Genomic DNA, 20503 nt, shown 5'->3' with positions numbered 1-20503 from the left:
ATCGACATTCAGCGATACCTTTCCTTCCCTCGCCCCTCGCAGAGGGGAGAGGGTTGCGCAGACTTGGCCTTTGCGAAAGCAAAGGCTTAGTCGGAGCTGGGTGAGGGGTTGGCGCTCGCGAAGCGAGCGCGCGAGCCTTTGGGCTCGCTCAACCCCTCACCCAAGCTGCGCTAGCCAGCAGGCTGGCAAGCTTCGCTAACCCTCTCCCCTTTCCAGGGGAGAGGGGAAGAAGACGCAATACTGAATGGCGATCCGCCCTAGAGCGCCCGCAACGCGGCCGAGGGCCGTGCCCGCAGGACCGGAAGCGTGCCCAGGATACCGATGCCGATCGTCACGACGGCGCCGATCGCCAGCGTCGCCAGGATGACGGTCCAGTCGGGCAGCCATTCGAACTGGAACAGCCGCGTGACGACGAACCACCCGCCACCCACGCCGAGCAGCAGCGCGACCAGGCCGACGATCCCGGCGAGCAGCGCATATTCGATCGCCTGCGTCGCCAGAACCTGCCGCCGTGTCGCGCCCAGCACCTTCAGCATGACCGCGTCATAGGTCCGTGCCGCGCGCGCGGCCGCGATCGCGCCCAGCAGCACCGCGATCCCCGCCAGCACCGCGATGCCCGCCGCGACGGTGATCGCGGTCGCCATCTGGCCGACGACGTCCTGCACTTGCTGGAGCACGCCGCCCACCTCCACGACCGAGGTGGAGGGGAAATGGGGCAGCAGCGCGCGGGTCACCGCCGGCCCTTGTGCGGCGGGCATGTCGATGGTCGCGGCCAGATTATGCGGCACATCGGCCAACGCCCCCGGCGAGAAGACCATGACGAAGTTGAACCCCAGCGTGTCCCAGGCGATCCGCCGGAACGAGGCGATCCGCGCGGTCCGCTCGATCCCCAGCACCGAGACGGTCAGCGAGTCGCCGATCCGCAGGTTCAGCGCCTTTGCCAGCCGCTCGTCGATCGACACGAGGCTCTGGCTGCCCTCCGCGCCACGCCACCATCGCCCCGCCGTCAGGGTGCTGCCGGGAGGCAGCGACGCCGCGAAGGTCAGCCCGCGCTCGCCCCGCAGCGCCCAGGCGCCTTCGGGGATCGTGGCCAGGTCGGCGACGCGGGTGGAGCCATAGCCGGTGATCGTGCCGCGCATCAGCGGAACGGTCGCGATTCGGGCGGACGGGGCGACCCGCGTGACGATGCGCCGGAATTCCGCTTCGCGTTCGGGCGGCACGTCGAGCGCGAAGAGCGCGGGCGCCCGCGCCGGGACCGAAAGCCGGATATTGCCGTCGATGCTGGTCCGGATGCTCGCCAGCAGCACGAACAGCGTCAGCCCCAGGCCGAGCGCGACGACCAGCGATACGGTCCGCGATCCCGGCCGATGGAGCGCGGTGACGGCCAGTCGCGCGAGCGGGCGGCGCGGGCGGGGCAGGCGGCGCGCGGCCGCCCGGATCGCCGCGCCGATCCCGACCAGCAGCGCCAGCGTCGCCGCCGTCGCACCCAGGAACCCGGCCGCAAAGCCCGGGCGCCCGGTGGTCGACAGCGCGAGCGCCACGACGGGCACGCCCGCCGCCACGCCCCACAGGGTGCCGCGCCAGCCGCCACCCGCTCGCGCATCGAGCACACCGCGCAGCAGCGCCGCCGCCGGCACGCGCCCCGCCGCGACGAGCGGTCGCGCGCAAAAGGCGAGCGCGATCAGCAGCCCATATGCCGCCGCCAGCGCTAGCGGGACGGGCGCGATCGTCAGCCCCGGCGCGACGGGCAGCACCGACCCCATGGCCAGCCCGACCAGCGGAACCGCGACGATCCCCGCCGCCAGGCCCAGCAGGATGCCGATGCCGGCCACGGCGAACAGCTGGAGCAGATAGATCCTCGCCACCAGGCCCGATGTCGCGCCCAGCACCTTCAGCATCGCGATGCTGCCGCGCCGTGCCTCCAGATAGGACCCGACGCCGTTGCCGACCCCGATCCCGGCGATCACCAGCGCGGCGAGCCCGACCAGCGTCAGGAACTCCCCCATGCGCGCGACGAAGCGGCTGGCACCGGGCGATGCGCGGTCGCGGGTCCGGGTCTCCCAACCGGCGGTGGCGAAGGCGCGTTCGAACGCCTTGGCGACCTGCGCCGGATCGCGCGCGGTGGCGATGCGATAGCGGCTATCGTACAGGCTGCCCGGCTGGACCAGTCCGGTGCGATCCAGCCCCGCCCGCGAGACGATCGCGACCGGGCCGAGCGTGAAGCCTTCGCCCAGCCGGTCGGGCTCGTCCGCGATGATCCCGCCGACGCGGAACCATGCCGTGCCGAAGCGCAGCCGGGCGCCGGGCGTCACGGACAGCCGCTCGGCCAGCGCGCGCCCGATCCAGACGCCGCCCGCACCCGGTGCGCGGGCGGTGCGGCCATCGGCCAGCGTCAATCGACCATAGAGCGGATAGGCGGCATCGACCGCCTTCAGCTGGACCGGGGCGGTCGCGCCGTCTGGGGTGACCGCCATCGACTGCATCCGGATCGTTTCCGACACCCGTCCGGCGGCCTGCATCGCCGCCCGTTCGAGTCGGTCGGCCTGCCGTTGCGAGACCGCGAATTCGACATCGCCGCCCAGGATGACCCGGCCGCGCGCGGCCAGTTCTCCGCCGATCGCATCGCTCAGGCTGCCGATCGCGGCCAGCGCGCCAACGCCGAGGAACAGGCACAGCAGCAACAGGCGCAGTCCCCGGAACCGCACCGACAGCTCACGCCGGGCAAGCCGCCAGGCCAGCGACCAGCCGCTCACGCGGCGATCCGGCCATCGGCGAGTTCGACCACCCGGTCGCAGCGCCGGGCCAGCGCCGGGTCATGGGTGATGACGACCAGCGTCGCGCCGGTCGCCGCGCGCCGGTCGAACAACAGGTCCATCACCCGCGCGCCGGTCGCCGCATCCAGATTGCCGGTGGGTTCGTCGGCGAAGACGATCCGCGGGCGCGGGCCGAGCGCGCGGGCGATGGCGACGCGCTGCTGCTCGCCGCCCGACAATTGCGCGGGATAATGATCCAGCCGGTGCGCCAGTCCGACAGCCGTCAGCTCGGCCTCCGCGCGGGCGAAGGCGTCGGCTTCCCCGGCCAGTTCCATCGGCACCGCGACATTCTCGCGCGCGGTCATCGTCGGCAACAGGTGAAAGGCCTGGAGCACGATGCCGATCCGGCCGCGCCGCGCGATGGCCAGCCCGTCTTCGTCCAGCGCGCCGAAATCGGTTCCCGCCACCTCGACCCGGCCCGACGTCGCCCGCTCCAGCCCGGCGAGCACCGCCATCAGCGACGACTTGCCCGATCCCGATGCGCCGAGCAGCGCCAGGCTCTCGCCGTCTCCCACCGTCAGGTCGATGCCTTTCAGGATTTCGACCGGCGCGGCGCCGCCCAGCGTCAGCCTTACATCCGTCGCCCGGATGACCATATTGCCTGCGACCATAGTTGCGGGGATTCCAAGACAGAGATGACCAGGACGCCATATGTGGCCGGGGCCGCCCTTCTCCAAGCGGCATGGCTGTTATCCGCCTGTGATGCCCGGCGCGAGGACGATGCGCCCGCGACGAATGTCGCCTCGGCCGCCCCGGCGCAGCCCAACCCTTCGCCCAGCGCGAGCGTCCCCGTGTCCGGTCCCCGCCGGGTGGTGCTGGCATTCGGCGACAGCCTCTATGCCGGATATGGCCTCCAGCGGGGCCAGAGCCTGCCCGATGCGATCCAGGCGCGGCTGCGCGGGCAGGGGATCGATGCCACGGTCATCAATGCCGGGGTGTCGGGCGACACCACCGCCGACGGGCGGCGACGGCTGGCCTATACGCTCGACCGGCTGAAGACGAAGCCCGATCTGGTGATGCTCGGGCTGGGGGGCAATGACGTGCTGCGCCAGGTCGATCCGGCGGAGACGCGCGCGAACATGACGGCGATGCTGGACGAACTGGCCCGTCGGGACATTCCGGTGATCCTGACCGGGATGATGGCGCCGCCCAATCTGGGGCCGGACTTTGCGGCACGTTTCAATGCGATATGGCCCGACCTTGCGAGCAGCCATCATGCGGTGCTCGACCCGTTCATCCTGCAAGGGGTGCTGGGTAACCGGACGCTGATGCTGCCCGATGGAGTCCACCCCAATGCGACGGGTGTCGCCCGGATCGCGGATCGGGTCGCGCCGCTGGTCGGCAAGGGGCTGGAGACACTGCCCAAGGGCTGATCGGGGGCCGCATATCGCGACGCTATGCCAATGCTATGCGATCCCCGGAAATCGATCTCGAAACCCTATGCGCCGATCCGTAGCTGGGGCGGCGCGGATCACGGTCGGTCCGCGTCGATGACGAGGATCGTACGTCATGTCGGAAGTGCTTCCCGAAGCGGACCCAAGCGGCCCGACCCTGTATGTCGGACAGGATGTCGCGGGCCATTGGCTGGTCCAGCATAGCGACAAGCGGATGGAGGGTCGTTTCGTCTCCTTCGCGGCCGCGATGCAGTATGCGCAGGGCGAGCGTCACGCCTATCGCGCCGCCGTCGTGGTGGCGATCGAGCCGCTCCGCCCGCTGGTGGCGTTCGTGCCGGTCGCGCCGTCCGAACGCGCGCTGCCGCGTGCGGCCTGAGGGGGGACGGTCCATGATCGCCCATGACCCGCGCTGGCCCGTCATCCGGTCCGCTTTGTCCGGCCTGCGCGAGCAGCGGCGTTTCTCGGTCCGCATCGTCGATGCCGATTGCGGCGCGGGGGCGCTGTTGATCCGCGCGGTGCGGCATGCCCGGATGCTCGGCTTCACCGCGATCGAGGGGCGGGGGATCAGCGGCTCGCCCGCGATGATCGGCCGCGCCCGCTGCGCCGCGCGGCGGGCCAGCGACCCCGCCATCGGCCTGGAGTTCGCGTCGCTGACGCTGGACGAAGCCTTGCGAGCCGAACGCGATCTGCCCGCCGACATCCTGCTCTGGCGCGGGCCGATCACGGCCGCGGTGTCGCAGGCCGCCATCCTCGTCATCGCGCAGGACGACCGGACATGGCTGGAGAAGGCGGCATGACGCAGCACGACAGGGTATGGCGCGACAGGGCCTGGCGGGCGATGGGCGCGCTGCTGTGCGGTGGCTCCTGCGCGGCGGCGATTGGGCTGGGCGAGGCGCCGCTGGCGATCCCCTTCTTTCCGATCGCGCTGCTGGGGCTGCTGCTGATGACCCATGGCAAGCGGGTGGCGACCGCGCTGCGCGCCGAGCGGCGGGGCCATGGCCACACCGCCGACGTGATCCATGCCGAGCGTATCCGGCGCCATCGCCGCCGCCTCGACTGACCATCCCTCCATCATGGAGACGCCTCATGGCATTTTTCGACTATCGCGACGGCATCCTCCATGCCGAGGACGTGCCGCTGCCGCGCATCGCCGAGGCGGTGGGCACGCCGGTGCATGTCTATTCCGCTGCGGCGCTGCGCCATGCCGCTCATGGCTTCTCGGCGGCGCTGGCCCCGTTGCCCGTCGCGCGGCGGGCCTTTGCGGTGAAGGCCAATCCCAACATCGCGGTGCTGCGCCTGCTCGCGGAATGCGGCTATGGCGCGGACATCGTCTCGGGGGGCGAGCTGGCCCATGCGATCGCGGCCGGCATGAAGCCGCAGGACATCGTCTTTTCCGGCGTCGGCAAGACCGACCGGGAGATGGTCCAGGCACTCGACGCGGGCATCGGCCAGTTCAATCTGGAACTGGAGGAGGAGGGGCAGGTGCTGTCCGACCTCGCCCGCGCGCGGGGCGTGCGTGCGCCGGTGGTGCTGCGCGTCAATCCGGATGTCGATGCGGGCACCCATGCGAAGATTGCGACCGGGCAGCGCGAGACCAAGTTCGGGGTGCCGATCGATGCCGCCCCGGCGATATATGCGCGTCTGGAGCGCCTCGACGGGCTCGATCTGCGGGGGATCGCGGTGCATATCGGCAGCCAGCTTCGCGACCTGATGCCGATGGAGCGGGCCTTTACCCGCATCGGCGACCTGGTCCGGACGTTGCGCGCGGCCGGGCACCGGGTGAGCGATGTCGACCTGGGCGGCGGGCTGGGCATCGCCTATGCGCCGGGCGAGACGGCGCCGTCGTTCGAGGATTATGCCCGGATGGTCGGTCGCGTGACCTGCGGCTGGAACGTCGCGCTGACCTTCGAGCCCGGCCGGGCGATTGTGGGCGCGGCGGGGCTGCTGCTGACCCGCGTGATCTGGGTGAAGCCGGGCGTCACCCATCCCTATGTCATCGTCGATGCGGCGATGAACGACCTCATGCGGCCCGCCCTGTACGACGCGTTCCACCGCTTTGCGGCGGTCGCGCCGCGCGGCGGACGGATGCAGGCGCATATCGCCGGGCCGATCTGCGAGACGGGGGATAGCTTTGCGCGGGGGCGGGAGATCGACGCGGTGCGCCGGGGCGACCTGGCGGTGTTCCATACCACCGGCGCCTATGGCGCGGCGATGGCGTCGACCTATAATTGCCGCGCGGTCAGCCCCCAGCTGTTGGTGGACGGCGACGAATACCGGATTGTCGGCGAGCGCGGCACCGTCATCGATCGCGCGGCGTGACGGGGCGCAAGGTCCAGTCGTCCGAACCATCCCGGAAAAGCATGATTTCTTAAGCCTTTCGTGAAACCTAGGGGGTCGAACAACGATCATAATATGAGAGACGATGCTCAAGAGCCTGTTCCGGGAACGGCGACGTTCCCACGCCGTACATGCCCTGGGCATCATGGGATCGCCACGCGAGCCGGGCTTTGACCGCTTCGTCTCGGCGGCGGCGCATGCGTTCGACGCGCCGATCGCCCTGCTCTCGCTGATCCATGCCGACCGGCAATGGTTCAAGGCGACCCATGGCATGGATATCGACTGCAATTCCCGCCAAGGCAGCTTCTGCAATTTCGCGCTGGATCAGGCCGATGGGCTGGAGGTCTGCGATCCGTGCGGCGATAGTCGTTTCGCGACGTTGCGGTTCGTGGCGGGGGCACCGCACATCCGATATTATATCGGTGCGCCGCTTCGGGTCGGGGCGGGCGTGGATGTCGGCGCGCTGTGCGTGATCGACGTCCGGCGGCGCGATCCGGCGTCCGTCGACCAGAAGGCCTATCTCGCGGCGCTCGCGCGGCAGGCATCGGCCGCGTTGGAGGCACGGGCGGATCTGCTCGACATGCGGGGGTCGGCATGATCGCGGTCGCGCTCTGCACCTTGACGCAGCATGATCTGCGCCTCGTCGCGCTCGCGCTGCTGATCTGCCTGATCGGATCGGCGGCGACCGTCCAGCTATTCAGCCGGGTGCGCGCGTCCTCGGGCTATCGCTGCTTCGGCTGGGTCGTGCTGGGCGCGGTCGGGGCGGGTACGATGGTATGGGCGACCCACTTCGTCGCGATGATGGCGTTCCGGACGACCGCGCCGGTGGTCCTCGATCCGATATTGACGCTCCTGTCGCTGCTGGCGGTGATCGGCCTTGCCATTCCGGGCCTGGCCGTCGCCGCCGGGCGACGGCGCGGGGCCGGGGCGTGCGGCGGCGCGCTGATCGGCCTGGGCATCAGCGTGATGCACTATGTCGGCATGGCGGCCTATCGCGTCGACGGGATCGTGACCTGGAACTGGCATTATGTCGTCGCCTCGATCCTGCTTTCCAGCGGGCTGTCGGCGCTGGCCTTTCATGTCCTGACTGGGCGTGGGCGCGGGCGCTGGCGGACCGCGGAGGGGATGGGGCTGCTCAGCCTGGCGGTCGCGGCGCTGCACTTCACCGGCATGACGGCGATGCGCATCTCCGTCCTGCAATTCGGGCAAGGACTGTCCGATGTGACGATGGTGGCGCTGGCGACGACGACGACGGTGGCGACGCTGATCATCGTCGGCTGTGCCGCGATCAGCGCGTTGATCGACGGGCATACCCAGTCGGAAACCTATCGCCGCCTGCGCCATATGGCGATGCACGACAGCCTGACCGATCTGCCCAACCGGATCAGCTTCATCGAGGAGATCGAGAAGCGTTTCCTGATCCGGGGCGGATATCCGTGCATGGCGGTCGTCATGATGGACCTGTCCCGGTTCAAGGTGGTCAACGACACCTATGGGCATCAGGCGGGCGACCAGTTGCTGGCCGCGCTGTCCGCCCGGCTGTCGGCGATGCTGAAGCCGGGCGAATGCGTCGCGCGCCTGGGCGGTGACGAATTCTCGGCGGTCATCTCCTATCACCGGCCCGAGGAGCTGGCCGATTTCCTGTCGCGCCTGACCGCCGCCTGCGACGCGCCCTTCCTGTTCGAGCGGTTCACCGCCTCGATCGGGGGGAATGTCGGCGTGGCGATCGCCAATCGGGACGGCTTCGACGCCGATGCGCTGCTCGCCAAGGCCGACCTTGCCATGTACCGCGCCAAGTCCGCCCATTCCCGCCAGCCCTGCTTCTATGACGCGCAGATGGACGATGCGATCCGGCAGGGGCGCGAACTGGTCGCCGACCTCCGCACGGCGCTGGACGAGAACGCCTTCGAGCTTCACTATCAAGTGCAGGCCGCCATCCCCTCGGGTGAGATTTGCGGATACGAGGCGCTGATCCGCTGGAACCATCCGATGCGCGGCATGGTACCACCGTCGGAGTTCATCCCGCTGGCCGAAAAGAGCGGCGACATCGTGCCGCTGAGCATCTGGATCCTGCGCCAGGCCTGTTTCGAGGCCGCGCGCTGGGCCAACAGCCATCCCGTCTCGGTCAACCTGTCGCCCATGCATCTGGCCGATCCCCGGCTGATCGAGACGGTGCGTTCGGCGCTGGAGGATAGCGGCCTGCCGCCCGAGCGGCTGTCGCTGGAACTGACCGAGAGCGCGATCATCCATGACCGGCATTTCGCGCTGGGCCAGTTGCGGGCGCTCAAGGCGATGGGCATCGCCATCGCGCTGGACGATTTCGGGGTCGGCTATTCCTCGCTCGACGTGCTGCGATCCTTTCCGTTCGACCGGATCAAGCTGGATGCGTCCTTCGTCTCGGAGATCGAGCGGGACGAGCAGGCCGTGTCGATCCTGCGCTCGGTCGCCGCGCTGGGCGCGACGCTCAACATGCCGGTGCTGGCCGAGGGGATCGAGGAACCCGCGCAGCTGGCGATCGTCGCGCGCGAGGGGTGTACGGCCATTCAGGGCTATCTGATCGGCAGGCCGTCACGCCTGCTGGCCGATGCCGATCAGGTTCGCCGGATCGCGACGCGCAGGCCGCAGATCGTGGAAAGCGAGGCCGTGGCCTGAGCCATCGACCTCGCTTCCTGCGGATCAGAAGCGATCCGCGTCCATCACCTTGGTCCACACCGCGGCGAAGTCCTTGACGAACTTCTCCTTGGCGTCGTCGGCGGCATAGACCTCCGCCACCGCGCGCAGTTCGGAGTTGGAGCCGAAGATCAGGTCCACCGGCGTCGCGGTCCAGCGGGCCCTGCCCGTCGCGCGGTCCTTGCCCTCGTAAAGACCCGGCGTCGCCGACTTCGTCCAGACCGTGTCCATGGTCAGCAGGTTGACGAAGAAGTCGTTGCTGAGCGTTCCCGGCCGGGTCGTCAGCACGCCGTTCCGCGATCCGCCGCTATTGGCGTCCAGCGCGCGCAGGCCGCCGACCAGCACTGTCATTTCCGGCACGGTCAGGTCGAGCGCGTCGGCCTTGTCGACCAGCGCCTCGGGCGCGCTGACCTCCGCCTTGGGCCCGTAATAGTTGCGGAAGCCGTCGGCGACCGGCTCCAGATGGGCAAAGGACGTCACGTCGGTCTGCGCCTGGGTGGCGTCGACGCGGCCGGGGGTGAAGGGGAGGCTGACCGGCACGCCGCCGGCCTGCGCCGCCCGCTCGACCGCCGCATTGCCGCCCAGCACGATCAGGTCGGCCATCGACACCTGGCGTCCGCCGCGCGCGAAATCCTTCTGGATCGCGGTCAGCTTGGCGAGCACGGTCTTCAGCTCGGCGGGGTCGTTGACCGCCCAGCCCTGTTGCGGGTCGAGCCGCAGCCGCGCGCCGTTCGCCCCGCCGCGCATGTCGGTGCTGCGGAAGGTCGAGGCCGAGGCCCAGGCGGTCCGGATCAGCGCCGGACCCGACAGGCCCGAGGCCAGCACCATCGCCTTCAGCTTGGCCTGATCCTCCGCCCCGATGGGTGCGAAGCTGGCGGCTGGAAGCGGGTCCTGCCAATTATAGGTCTCGCCCGGAATCTCGCTGCCCAGATAGCGGGCGCGCGGGCCGAGGTCGCGGTGGGTCAGCTTGAACCAGGCGCGGGCAAAGGCCTGTGCGAACAGATCGGGGTTCTTCTGCCAGCTCTCCAGGATCTTGCGGAAGGCGGGGTCGCCCTTCAGCGCCATGTCGGTGGTGAACATGATCGGCGCGTGGCGCACGTTCGGCAGGTGTGCGTCGGGCACCAGCTGCGCCGCCGCCGGATCGGTCGGCACCCACTGGGTCGCGCCCGCCGGGCTCTTGGTCTTCACCCAGTCATAGTTCAGCAGATTGTCGATATATTGCGTGGTGAACTGCGTGGGCGTGGCCGACCAGGCGCCCTCCAGGCCCGAGGTGATCGTGTCCTCGGCATTGCCCTTGCCGCACTTGTTGGCCCAGCCCATGCCCTGCTGCTCGATCGCACCGGCGGTGGGTTCGACGCCGAGGCACGCCTTTTGCGGATGCGCGCCATGCGCCTTGCCGAAGGTATGGCCGCCCGCGATCAGCGCCAGCGTCTCCTCGTCGTTCATCGCCATGTTGCCGAAGGCGCGGCGGATGTCGGCGGCCGCGCCGATCGGGTCGTGATTGCCGTTCGGGCCTTCCGGGTTGACGTAGATGAGGCCCATGGTGGTCGCCGCCAGCGGCCGCTTCAGCGTGCCGTCAGGGTTGGAACGCTCGGTGCCCATCATCTTCGTCTCGGGACCCCAGAAGACGACGTCGGGCTGCCAGGCATCGACGCGACCACCGGCAAAGCCGACCGTCTTGAAGCCCATATCCTCCAGCGCGACATTGCCGCTGAGCACCATCAGGTCGCCCCAGCTGAGCCGACGGCCATATTTCTGCTTGATCGGCCAGACGAGGCGACGGGCCTTGTCCAGGCTGACATTGTCGGGCCAGCTGTTCAGCGGATCGAAACGCTGCTCGCCGCCGTCCGAACCACCGCGCCCGTCACCTGCGCGGTACGTGCCCGCGCTGTGCCAGGCCATGCGGATGAAGAAGGGGCCGTAATTGCCATAGTCGGACGGCCACCAAGGCTGCGACGTGTGAAGGACCTTGCGGATGTCGGCCTTGACCGCCGCCATATCCAGGGTGTTGAATTCCTTCACATAGTCATAATCGGCGCCATAAGGATTGGCGCGCGTGTCCTCGTGCTGGCGCAGTGCGGTCAGGTCGAGGCGGCTGGGCCACCAGTCGCGGTCGGTCATCCCGCCGGGCTTGGCGACGACCGGCGCGGGCGGGTCCTGCGTCACGGTCTTGGCGGCGGTGGCCGCCTTGGGCTGCGGACGATCGGTCTGCTGCGCCGGGCTGGTCAGCGCGGCGACCATCGCGATCAGGGAAACGGGTGCAATCGACATAAGGCCCCTTTAAGTGTCGTTCGTGGTGCGGGGGGCCGATTAGGAAAGCGCATGCGCGCGGCATAACGGGATAACCCGATTACAGTCATCGATTGCAGGGCGGTTGACGAAAGGGTGCAGAGCGGCCTTGGGGTTACGGGAAACCCTTGCCCCCATGCGCGCCGACGGCGGTGCCGGTCGAATAGCTCGCCTCGCCCGAGGCCAGCGCGACATAGAGCGAGGCCAGTTCGGCGGGCTGGCCCGCTCGACCCAGCGAGGTGTTCTGCCCGAACTCGTGCATCTTGCCCGGCAACTGGCCGCCCGCGACCTGAAGCGGCGTCCAGATCGGGCCGGGGGACACCGCGTTCACCCGGATACCCTTCTTCGCCAGTTGCTTGGCCATGCCGCGCGTCAGGTTCTGGATCGCCGCCTTGGTCGAGGCATAGTCGATCAGGTCTTCGCCGGGGTCGTAGGAGTTTTGCGAGATGGTGTTGATGATGACCGACCCCGGCGGCATCGACGGGATCGCCGCCTTGGAGAAGCGGAACACGTGGAAGACATTGGTCTCATAGGTGCGGACGAACTGTTCGTCGCTGATCTCCATGATATCCGCCTTCGACTGCTGATAGGCGGCATTGTTGACCAGCAGGTCGAGCCCGCCGAGCTGGGCGATCGCCTTGCGGACCGTGTCCTCGCAGGCCTTTTGCGTGCGGATGTCGGCGGGCAGCAGCACCGCCTTGCGCCCCGCCTGCCGGATCAGGTCGGCGACCTCGCGCGCATCGGGTTCCTCGCTGGGATGATAGTTGATCGCGACATCGGCCCCTTCGCGCGCGAAGGCGATGGCGGCGGCGCGGCCGATGCCGCTATCCCCGCCGGTCAGCAGCGCCTTGCGACCGGTCAGCTTGCCCGATCCGCGATAGCTGGTCTCGCCATGATCGGGGCGGGGGGTCATCTTGCTGGCCAATGCGGGCCAGGGCTGGCGCTGTTCGGGGAAGGGAGTGCGCGTATAGGCGTTGCGGGGATCGCGCAGGCTGGAGACGGAGGCGGGGGCCGCCGCCTGCGCCAGCGCCGCGCCGGGGGCGACCGCGCCCGCAAGGCCCAGGGCCGCGCCGCCCAACACGCCGCGCCGAGAGGTCTCGATATCGCTCATAATCCATCCTTCCGGCGCTAACCCACGAGAAGATCGGGTGATCTTCCCGCTCAACCAGCGGGGATGGAAGATGATCCCTGTCCCGGCGCGGCGGGAGGGATGTAAAACCCGGCAGCGAGGATGCCGGGCGCGTCAGGCGGCGGTGCGTTCCTCGTCGATGATCGCGCGGGCCAGGACGGCGCACTGTCCGCATTTGGGCTGGCGGCCCAGCGCGCGATACATTTGGCAGGGGGTGACCGATCCCGCACGGGCCGCGTCGCGGACCTGGGATTCCCGAATGGCATTACAGACGCAGACGACCAAGACCATCTCCCTAAGAAGCACCGTCTTCGTAGCGCTAATGAGAGTGGATCGCAAGGCTCTTGCAACTCGTTTGCAGAAAAAGTCAGCTGTTCCTGGGGTGCCCGCGCGTCGCCAGACGCCACAATTTTTCCAGCGGCCCCTGACCGAACCGGTCGAGCCAGGGCTTGGACCAGAGCAGCATCAGCCCCCACATCGGCGGAACCAGCAGATAGATGGCCGCCCGGTCCCAGCGGGCGAATTGCCCCAGGCCATGGCCGTAAAAGATGAAGGTCATCACGAGGCTGGTCGCGATATAGTTGGTGAACGCCATCCGCCCGGCGGCCGCGATCCGGGTCGTCCACCACCCGCCGGGGCGCAGCAGCAGGAGGATCAGCGCGGCATAGCCGACCGTCCCGATCAGCCGGAACGGCACGTTCAGGAACAATTCCGCCAGCGACACCGCGCGAACGTCGAAGCCGCTCGCCATGGTGACGATCGCCATGGCGGCATAGGCGGGCAGCGACAGCGCCATCGCGACGATCGTCCAGCGGCGATAGCGGGCGCGCGGCCAGGCCCCGGTCAGGAAACCCGATTTCAGCGCCGCCATGCCGATCAGCATCGCGCTCAACGTATCCGGCCCGATCGTCATCAGGTCGAACAGCGGGTCGCCATTATTGTCCAGGCGAAAGGCGGTGGCGGCGCTCCACGGCCCGCGCATCGCGGCGATCTCCGGCGCCAGCGCGGCCGCGCCGGGTGTGCCGAACGCGACCTGATAGGCATGCCACAGCGCGACCGCCTGGGGCGTGTCGCGGGCCGAGGCGGCCAGCAGGCTCGCACAGTCCAGCCAGCCGAGCAGCATAGACAGCCCCGCCATGAGCAGCGCGGCGATGCACAGCCGTCGCACCGACAGCCCGACAAAGGCCAGCGCGACGACCCCGACCAGCGCGTAATGCACCAATATGTCGCCGGTCCAGATGAAGGTCCGGTGGATCATGCCCAGCACGAACAACACCCCCATCCGCCGCAGGTGCAGCGACGCGCCGTTCAGCCCGGCCTGATCGGCGCGCTGGAGGATCAGCAGCGTGGAGGCGCCGAACAGCAGCGAGAACAGCCCGCGCATCCGCCCGTTGACGAAGATCTCGGTCAACAGCCAGACCGCGATGTCGCCCGGTCCCGCATCGCCCCACGCCGCGGGATTGGAATAGGCCGGGTCGGGCAGCGCGAAGCCCGGCATGTTGGCGATCAGGATCGCCATCACCGCCACCCCGCGCAACGCATCGAGGGTCAACAGCCGCCCGCGATCGGTGGTCATGGCGGGCGAAAGGGGGGCGGGATCGGACAAGCACGGGCTCCGTTGCGGCCCGTCGGATTAGCTGGCGGCGCGCCGGATGCAACTGCTGGCGACCGCGAAGCATTGGCCAGGGATGGGATTATCGCCTCGCCTGACCGGACGCGCCTCCGCCCGCGCGCATCATTCGCCGCTGGCCTCGGCGTTTCTCCGCCGGGTCGAGCCCTTCTTCGCGGGAAGCGAGGTCACGGGCGGCCCGTTGCTGATCGCCACCATCCTGGCGCTGGTCCTGACCAATATCGGCACCGCTCACGCCTATGAGCGATTCTGGGACATGCCGGTGCGCATCGCCTTTGGCGACCGGGCGGTGTCGCATCGGCTGGCCGAATGGATCGACCATGCGCTGCTGCCGCTGTTCTTCGTCATCGTCGGCGCCGATGTGAAGCGCGAACTGGTCGACGGGGCCCTGTCGCAATGGCGAAGCGCGGCCTTCCCGCTGGCGGGGGCGATCGGGGGCATGGCGGTGCCGATCGGCCTGTATCTGCTGGTGGCGGGCGGGGGCGCGGCCCAGCCGGGCTGGGGCACGGTGATCACCACCGATACCGCCTTCGGCTTGGCCTTGATCGCGCTGTTCGCGACCAGCCTGCCGGTCGGCCTGCGCGCGCTGATGCTGGCATTCGCGGCGGTGGACGATGTCGGCGGGCTGCTGGTCATCGCCTTTGCCTATAGCGATGCGATCGATCCGATCGGACTTATCGTGGCGGGCGCGGCGCTGGCGGGGATCGTCGGGCTGCGACGGATCGGCTGGGTGTCCTCGGTGCCTTATGTCCTGCTCGCGCTGATCGTCTGGGGCGGGGTGCTCGAGTCGGGCATCCATGCGACCATCGCGGGCGTGCTGATCGGCCTGACCGTACCGGTCGCGCCGCGACTGGCCCAGGCGGCCTTTGCCGAGCGGGTCCAGCGCCGGGTGGACGAGTTCAAACATGCCCATGGCGCCGCCGAGCGGGCGGAGGATGACGAGGAGGAGCATCAACAGCGCGAGCGCGCCGAGGAGCGGCTGGGCTATCTTCAGGAAATGGCGTCGGCGACCCGCGTCGCCAGCAGCCGGTTGATCGAGGTGCTGACGCCCTGGGTCAATTATGTCGTGCTGCCGCTTTTCGCGCTGTCCAATGTGCGCATCCACCTGTCGGGCGATCTGCTGGCGATGGTGGCCAGCCCGCTCGTCATCGGCGTGGTGCTGGGGCTGGTCGTGGGCAAGCCACTGGGGTTTCTGGGCTTTACCTGGGCGGCCAGCGCGATCGGCCTTGCGCGGCGTCCCGATCGGGTGACGTGGCGGATGGTGACCGGGGTAGGGGCGCTGGCCGGGATCGGCTTTACCATCTCGCTGTTCATCGCCGGGCTGGCCTTTGGCGATGGCGAGATGCGCGAGGCGGCGTCGTTGGGGGTGCTGATCGCCTCGATCCTGGCGGCGGCGATCGGCTATGCGATCCTTCGCTCCTGCACGGGGCCCCGACCCATGGCCGGGGCCCCGCCGGAACCTTAGGCGAGGGCCGCGTCGGCGCCCATCAGCGCCGGGAAGAAGCCCTCATGCGCGCGGCGCAGGTCGTCCAGCGCGACGACGAAATCGCCATCCTCGCGCTCGAAGATCAGGCGGCTGCCCGCCGTGCGGCCGATCCGCTCGACCTCGACCCCGGCCTGATGCGCGTTCGCCAGGAAGTCGACCAGCGCGGTATCCTCGACCGTGGCGATATAGAGGCCCTGATCCTCGGCGAAGAGCTGGCGGCACGCCTCGCCCGTCTCCGGGAACTGGATCAGCGCGCCGATATTGCCCGCAAGCGCCATTTCCGCGACCGTCACTGCGATGCCGCCGTCCGACACGTCGTGCACGGCGGTCAGATGACCTGCGGTGATCGACTCGCGGACCAGGTCGCCGGTACGACGCTCGGCATCCAGGTCGATCGACGGCGGCGGACCCGCGTCGCGGCCCTCCAGCCCATGGACCTCGCGCAGCCACAGCGACTGGCCGATCTCACCCTTGGGCGTGCCGATCAGGACGATGACGTCGCCGGTGCCCTTGAACGCCACGGTCGCCGACTTGGACCAGTCGGCCATCAGGCCGACGCCGCCGATCGCCGGGGTCGGCAGGATCGCCGAGCCGCCGCCGGTCGCCTTCGACTCGTTGTAAAGCGAGACGTTGCCCGACACGATCGGGTAGTCGAGCGCGCGGCAGGCCTGGCTCATGCCCTCGAGGCAACCAACGATCTGGCCCATGATCTCGGGGCGCTGCGGATTGGCGAAGTTGAGGCAGTTGGTGATGGCGAGCGGCTTGGCGCCGACCGCCGTGATGTTGCGCCACGTCTCGACCACCGCCTGCATGCCGCCGGTGACCGGATCGGCATAGCAATAGCGCGGCGTGCAGTCGGTGCTCATCGCGAGCCCCTTCTGCGTGCCATGGACGCGGACCACGGCGGCGTCGCCGCCGGGGCGCTGCACCGTGTCGCCGCCGACCATATGGTCATACTGCTCCCAGATCCACCGGCGCGAGGCGATATCGGGCGAGCCCATCAGCTTGAGCAGGTCCGCCGCCGGGTCCTGGCAGCCGGGCGAGGTGATCGCGGCGGGAACCTCGGTCGGGACATGCGGACGGTCGTAGAGCGGCGCGTCGTCGGCCAGCGGCGCGAGCGGAATGTCGCAGACGATCTCGCCCTTGTGGCGCAGGACCATGCGGCCCGTCTCGGTGACGTGGCCGATGACCGCGAAGTCGAGTTCCCACTTGCGGAAGATCGCCTCGGCGAACGCCTCGCGACCGGGCTTCAGGACCATGAGCATCCGCTCCTGGCTCTCCGACAGCATCATTTCATAGGCCGTCATGCCCTCTTCGCGCTGGGGCACGTCGTCCATGATCAGCTCGATGCCGACGCCGCCCTTGGACGCCATCTCGACCGACGACGAGGTCAGGCCCGCCGCGCCCATGTCCTGGATCGCGACGATCGCGTCCGAGGCCATGAGTTCGAGGCACGCCTCGATCAACAGCTTTTCGGTGAAGGGGTCGCCGACCTGCACGGTCGGGCGCTTGGCCTCCGCATCCTCGCCGAAATCGGCCGAGGCCATGGTCGCGCCGTGGATGCCGTCGCGGCCCGTCTTCGACCCGACATAGACGATCGGATTGCCGACGCCGCTGGCGGCCGAATAGAAGATCTTGTCCTGATCGGCGACGCCGACGGTCATCGCATTGACCAGGATGTTGCCATCATAGGCCGGGTGGAAGTTCACTTCGCCGCCGACCGTCGGCACGCCGACGCAATTGCCATAGCCGCCGATGCCGTGCACCACGCCCGAGATCAGGTGGCGCATCTTGGGGTGATCGGGCCGCCCGAAGCGCAGCGCGTTCAGGTTCGCGACCGGCCGCGCGCCCATGGTGAACACGTCGCGCAGGATGCCGCCCACGCCCGTCGCCGCACCCTGATAGGGTTCGATATACGAGGGGTGGTTGTGGCTCTCCATCTTGAAGATGGCGGCCTGGCCGTCGCCGATGTCGATGACGCCCGCATTCTCGCCGGGACCGCAGATCACCTGGGGCCCTTCGGTGGGCAGCTTCTTCAGGTGGATGCGGCTGGACTTGTAGCTGCAATGCTCGGACCACATGACCGAGAAGATGCCGAGCTCCACGAGATTGGGCTCGCGGCCCAGCGCGTTCAGGACGCGCTGATATTCTTCTTCGGACAGGCCGTGGTCGGCGACGATCTGGGGCGTGATCTCGGTCATGGCCCGCGCCTTTAGCGAGGTGTCGCGGGTTCGTCACTATCGCTGTGTCGAATGATGTGCTGCTATCCGGTGAGACCAATTGCGGGGGGCTGAATCCGATGATCCTATCGATGCTGATGGGCGCGGCGCTGGCGGGGGCGCCAATGCCGCCCCGACCCGAGCGGGCGATGCTGGCGGAGGTTCGGCGTCTCTATCGCGGGGCGGGGGATCGGCTGTGGCCGGGATTCGGCAAGGTGCCGCTGGACCTGGTGCTGATCGGCGCGGATCGCGAGACCCTGTTCTGCCACGCGGCGGTCAAGGGCTTTACGGACGCCGGGCGCGACCCGCTGACGAAGTGCCATCTACAGGTCAGGCCTCGCCAGCTGAGCCCCGATCTTGCGGCGGCATATCCTGTGTTTCCCGGCGGCCAGAGCATCGCGATCGGCTATCCCGCGACGCTGGAGATGAGTCCAGCCTATTGGAAAGCCACGATACTCCACGAGGCGTTCCACCTCTATCAATCGCATTTGCCGGGCTATGCCCAGGCCGTGCAGGCTGTCGGCAGATCGCTGGGTTCGTCCGATGGCGGCTGGGTGCTCAACTATCCCTTTCCCTATGCCGATCCGAAGGTCGGGGAGGCCTTCCTCGCCATGGGGGAGGCGGGTCTCGCCTTTCTGACCGCCCCATCGACCGAGCAGCGCCTTGCGGCCAGAACGGTCTATGTCGCGGCGCGCGAGACGGCGCTGGCGCAGGTCAGCGCCGATGATCGGCTCTATTACGAATTTCAGGTCGGGCAGGAGGGCGTCGCACGCTGGACCGAACTGACGCTGGCGCGGCAGGGGGACGCTGCGATGCGCGCCGATGCGCTCGGCCGCTGGACGGGGCTGGCGACGAGCCTGAGGGCGATTCGCGAGCAGGGTTTCAAGACGTGGAAGCGCGGTGCGCTCTACGTCTATGGCGCGGTCGAGGCGGAGATGCTGGAACGCTCGGGTGTCGATTGGCGGCAGGCGTATCGCCGCCAGCCCTTCGGGCTTGGCGAACAACTGCGGCGGCTGGATTAACCCAGCCGCATCGCCACCGCGATCGCCACGCCCGACAGGGCCAGCGCGCCCGCGATCCAGCCCGCGCCGGTGCGGATCGCGGCCTCGACCCCGGTGGTCGAGACGGCGGGGGCCTCGCTTTCCAGCTTGCGGGTCGTCGCCCGGATCAGCCGGGGCAGGTCGTCGCCCAGCCGGTCCAGCTCCAGCGCCAGCGCCGCCGCGCGCCGCGTCCAGCGCTCGGGCGACAGCCGCGCCTCGACGATCCGGGCGCTTGCCCGGCGCAGCGCGGCGGACAGGTCGAAATCGGGCTGGATGCCGCTCAACACGCCGTCGATGGTGATCAGCGCCTTGAACAGCAGCAGCATGTCGGGTTGCAGGACGATCCGTTCCTCGCGAAGCACGGGGAAGATATCGGCCAGGATCGCCGCCAGCCGCAACGCGCCGCCGCCATGCCGCGCGACCAGCCGGTCGGCGACCGCCTGGAACCGTTCGGGGGCGATATCATCGGTTTGCGACCAGTGTCTCAGCGTCTCGGCGAGCAAGGTCGGGTCGCTGTTCGCGATGGACTGGGTAAAGGCGATCACCTCTTCGCGGCGACGCGGGCTGACATGGCCGATCTGGCCCAGATCGAGCAGCGCGATGCGGTTGCCCGGCAGGCATAGAAGGTTGCCCGGATGCGGGTCGCCATGAAAACGCCCGTTGATCAGCGTCATGTCGAGCACGATGTCCGCCCCCGCCGAGGCGATGGCGGCAGGATCGATTCCCGCCGCTTGCAGCATCGCGGCGTTGCGCGGCGGCACGCCCGCGATGAAGTCCATCACCAGCAGCGTTTCCGAACTGTGCGACCAGTGGATGACCGGCACGACCACGCGCAGTTCGTCCGCGAAATCCTCGCGCAGCCGGTCGGCGTTGCGGCCTTCGTTGGTGAAGTCCAGCTCTTCTAGGATGTCGCGGCCCAGCGCGCGGATCATCCGCATCGCGCCGTATCGACGCGCCTCGGCATTGGCCGCCTCGACCATCGCGGCGATCTGGGTCAGCAGACGAAGGTCGGCCTCCATGATGGCGCGGATGCCGGGACGGCGGATCTTCAGGACGACCTCGGTCCCGTCGTGGAGCGCCGCGCGGTGGACCTGCGCGATCGACGCGGCTGCCAGCGGTTCGGGATCGAACCGGGCAAAGGCGCTCTCGGGCGGCTCGCCCAGCGCCGCCTCGACCTGATCGCGCAACTGCGCGAACGGAAGGCGCGGCGCCTCGCTATGCAGCTTTTCGAGTTCGGCGATCCATTCGGGCGGCAACAGGTCGGCGCGGGTGGCGAGGATTTGGCCCAGCTTGACCCAGACCGGGCCCAGCGCCTCCATGGCTGCGCGCGTCCTTGCGGGCAGGTCGAAGGGCAGGGCATCCGGGTCCCGCCGCGCCGGGTCTAGCCCGATACGCGCCAGCAACACGTCCAGCCCGAAGCGCGAGGCGGTGGCGATCACCTCGGCCAGGCGGGCGCGGTCGCGTGCCGCAACCCGGATCGCGCCCAGCATGATCGG

At 69.0% G+C, this 20503-nt stretch carries 17 protein-coding genes; 9 read left to right on the top strand and 8 right to left on the bottom strand.

Translation table 11 applies throughout. The features are described from left to right. Positions 1-257 precede the first annotated feature (257 nt). Together QE363_RS12875 and QE363_RS12870 are read right to left on the bottom strand one after the other, a co-directional pair. Complete coding sequence (locus QE363_RS12875; protein WP_309695820.1) at positions 258-2753, bottom strand: FtsX-like permease family protein; 2496 nt, start codon at positions 2751-2753, stop codon at positions 258-260. After that, complete coding sequence (locus tag QE363_RS12870; protein WP_309695818.1) at positions 2750-3424, bottom strand: ABC transporter ATP-binding protein; 675 nt, start codon at positions 3422-3424, stop codon at positions 2750-2752. The genes QE363_RS12875 and QE363_RS12870 overlap by 4 nt, the downstream gene beginning before the upstream one ends. Positions 3425-3466: 42 nt before the next feature. Between QE363_RS12870 and QE363_RS12865 the strand changes: the two genes are divergently transcribed. The 7 genes from QE363_RS12865 to QE363_RS12835 all read left to right on the top strand — a co-directional run bounded on the left by QE363_RS12865 (position 3467) and on the right by QE363_RS12835 (position 9196). Next, a complete protein-coding gene (locus QE363_RS12865; RefSeq protein WP_309695816.1) occupies positions 3467-4186 on the top strand; it encodes an arylesterase in 720 nt (239 codons plus the stop codon). 136 nt (positions 4187-4322) lie between these two features. Next, the gene (locus QE363_RS12860; protein ID WP_309695814.1) at positions 4323-4583 is read left to right on the top strand and encodes a hypothetical protein; all 261 of its coding nucleotides are present in this window, start codon (positions 4323-4325) and stop codon (positions 4581-4583) included. 13 nt (positions 4584-4596) lie between these two features. Continuing rightward, complete coding sequence (locus QE363_RS12855) at positions 4597-5004, top strand: SAM-dependent methyltransferase (protein WP_309695812.1); 408 nt, start codon at positions 4597-4599, stop codon at positions 5002-5004. Beyond that, positions 5001-5267 carry a hypothetical protein gene (locus QE363_RS12850; protein ID WP_309695810.1) on the top strand — a complete coding sequence of 89 codons (267 nt, stop codon included), beginning with the start codon at positions 5001-5003 and terminating at the stop codon, positions 5265-5267. The genes QE363_RS12855 and QE363_RS12850 overlap by 4 nt, the downstream gene beginning before the upstream one ends. Positions 5268-5293: 26 nt before the next feature. Then, a complete protein-coding gene (lysA, locus tag QE363_RS12845) occupies positions 5294-6526 on the top strand; it encodes a diaminopimelate decarboxylase (RefSeq protein ID WP_309695808.1) in 1233 nt (410 codons plus the stop codon). 163 nt (positions 6527-6689) lie between these two features. Further along, complete coding sequence (locus QE363_RS12840; RefSeq protein WP_309695806.1) at positions 6690-7142, top strand: GAF domain-containing protein; 453 nt, start codon at positions 6690-6692, stop codon at positions 7140-7142. Further along, positions 7139-9196 carry an EAL domain-containing protein gene (locus QE363_RS12835; RefSeq protein WP_309695803.1) on the top strand — a complete coding sequence of 686 codons (2058 nt, stop codon included), beginning with the start codon at positions 7139-7141 and terminating at the stop codon, positions 9194-9196. Before QE363_RS12840 ends, QE363_RS12835 begins: the two co-directional genes overlap by 4 nt. Positions 9197-9220: 24 nt before the next feature. On the opposite strand, the gene katG is transcribed toward QE363_RS12835, so the two are convergent. The 4 genes from katG to QE363_RS12815 all read right to left on the bottom strand — a co-directional run bounded on the left by katG (position 9221) and on the right by QE363_RS12815 (position 14238). Then, positions 9221-11485, bottom strand: a complete 2265-nt coding sequence (katG, locus tag QE363_RS12830; protein WP_309695802.1) for a catalase/peroxidase HPI — start codon at positions 11483-11485, stop codon at positions 9221-9223. Between the two features lie 133 nt (positions 11486-11618). Then, positions 11619-12614 (bottom strand): SDR family oxidoreductase, encoded by a 996-nt coding sequence (locus tag QE363_RS12825; protein WP_309695800.1) that lies wholly within the window; start codon positions 12612-12614, stop codon positions 11619-11621. Positions 12615-12746: 132 nt separating this feature from the next. Further along, a complete protein-coding gene (locus QE363_RS12820; protein WP_309695797.1) occupies positions 12747-12917 on the bottom strand; it encodes a (2Fe-2S)-binding protein in 171 nt (56 codons plus the stop codon). A gap of 82 nt (positions 12918-12999) precedes the next feature. Then, complete coding sequence (locus tag QE363_RS12815; protein WP_309695795.1) at positions 13000-14238, bottom strand: DUF418 domain-containing protein; 1239 nt, start codon at positions 14236-14238, stop codon at positions 13000-13002. A gap of 82 nt (positions 14239-14320) precedes the next feature. Between QE363_RS12815 and nhaA the strand changes: the two genes are divergently transcribed. Further along, positions 14321-15727 (top strand): Na+/H+ antiporter NhaA, encoded by a 1407-nt coding sequence (gene nhaA, locus QE363_RS12810; RefSeq protein WP_309695792.1) that lies wholly within the window; start codon positions 14321-14323, stop codon positions 15725-15727. On the opposite strand, the gene purL is transcribed toward nhaA, so the two are convergent. After that, positions 15724-17949: a phosphoribosylformylglycinamidine synthase subunit PurL gene (gene purL / locus QE363_RS12805; protein ID WP_309695790.1), complete on the bottom strand. Its 2226-nt coding sequence runs from the start codon at positions 17947-17949 to the stop codon at positions 15724-15726. The genes nhaA and purL overlap by 4 nt on opposite strands. A 98-nt stretch (positions 17950-18047) precedes the next feature. Here purL and QE363_RS12800 point away from each other — a divergent pair, with 98 nt between their 5' ends. Next, positions 18048-18989, top strand: a complete 942-nt coding sequence (locus QE363_RS12800) for a hypothetical protein (protein WP_309695787.1) — start codon at positions 18048-18050, stop codon at positions 18987-18989. Here QE363_RS12800 and QE363_RS12795 read toward each other — a convergent pair. Further along, a complete protein-coding gene (locus QE363_RS12795; RefSeq protein WP_309695785.1) occupies positions 18986-20497 on the bottom strand; it encodes an AarF/UbiB family protein in 1512 nt (503 codons plus the stop codon). The genes QE363_RS12800 and QE363_RS12795 overlap by 4 nt on opposite strands. Positions 20498-20503: the final 6 nt, after the last annotated feature.

The organism is Sphingomonas sp. SORGH_AS_0870 (assembly GCF_031453175.1).
In the GTDB taxonomy this organism is placed as follows: Bacteria; Pseudomonadota; Alphaproteobacteria; order Sphingomonadales; family Sphingomonadaceae; genus Sphingomonas.
The sequence above is the reverse complement of the archived record's forward strand: the minus strand, read 5'-3'. Positions and strand labels throughout refer to the sequence as shown.

What these genes read in the sequence shown, in the direction of transcription:
- QE363_RS12850 (WP_309695810.1), top strand. Translation starts at nt 5,001, where the DNA reads ATGACGCAGCACGACAGGGTATGGCGCGACAGGGCCTGGCGGGCGATG.
- nhaA (WP_309695792.1), top strand. Translation starts at nt 14,321, where the DNA reads ATGGGATTATCGCCTCGCCTGACCGGACGCGCCTCCGCCCGCGCGCAT.
- QE363_RS12840 (WP_309695806.1), top strand. Translation starts at nt 6,690, where the DNA reads ATGGGATCGCCACGCGAGCCGGGCTTTGACCGCTTCGTCTCGGCGGCG.
- QE363_RS12835 (WP_309695803.1), top strand. Translation starts at nt 7,139, where the DNA reads ATGATCGCGGTCGCGCTCTGCACCTTGACGCAGCATGATCTGCGCCTC.
- QE363_RS12870 (WP_309695818.1), bottom strand. Translation starts at nt 3,424, where the DNA reads ATGGTCGCAGGCAATATGGTCATCCGGGCGACGGATGTAAGGCTGACG.
- QE363_RS12800 (WP_309695787.1), top strand. Translation starts at nt 18,048, where the DNA reads ATGATCCTATCGATGCTGATGGGCGCGGCGCTGGCGGGGGCGCCAATG.
- lysA (WP_309695808.1), top strand. Translation starts at nt 5,294, where the DNA reads ATGGCATTTTTCGACTATCGCGACGGCATCCTCCATGCCGAGGACGTG.
- QE363_RS12860 (WP_309695814.1), top strand. Translation starts at nt 4,323, where the DNA reads ATGTCGGAAGTGCTTCCCGAAGCGGACCCAAGCGGCCCGACCCTGTAT.
- QE363_RS12795 (WP_309695785.1), bottom strand. Translation starts at nt 20,497, where the DNA reads ATGCTGGGCGCGATCCGGGTTGCGGCACGCGACCGCGCCCGCCTGGCC.
- QE363_RS12855 (WP_309695812.1), top strand. Translation starts at nt 4,597, where the DNA reads ATGATCGCCCATGACCCGCGCTGGCCCGTCATCCGGTCCGCTTTGTCC.
- purL (WP_309695790.1), bottom strand. Translation starts at nt 17,949, where the DNA reads ATGACCGAGATCACGCCCCAGATCGTCGCCGACCACGGCCTGTCCGAA.
- QE363_RS12825 (WP_309695800.1), bottom strand. Translation starts at nt 12,614, where the DNA reads ATGAGCGATATCGAGACCTCTCGGCGCGGCGTGTTGGGCGGCGCGGCC.
- katG (WP_309695802.1), bottom strand. Translation starts at nt 11,485, where the DNA reads ATGTCGATTGCACCCGTTTCCCTGATCGCGATGGTCGCCGCGCTGACC.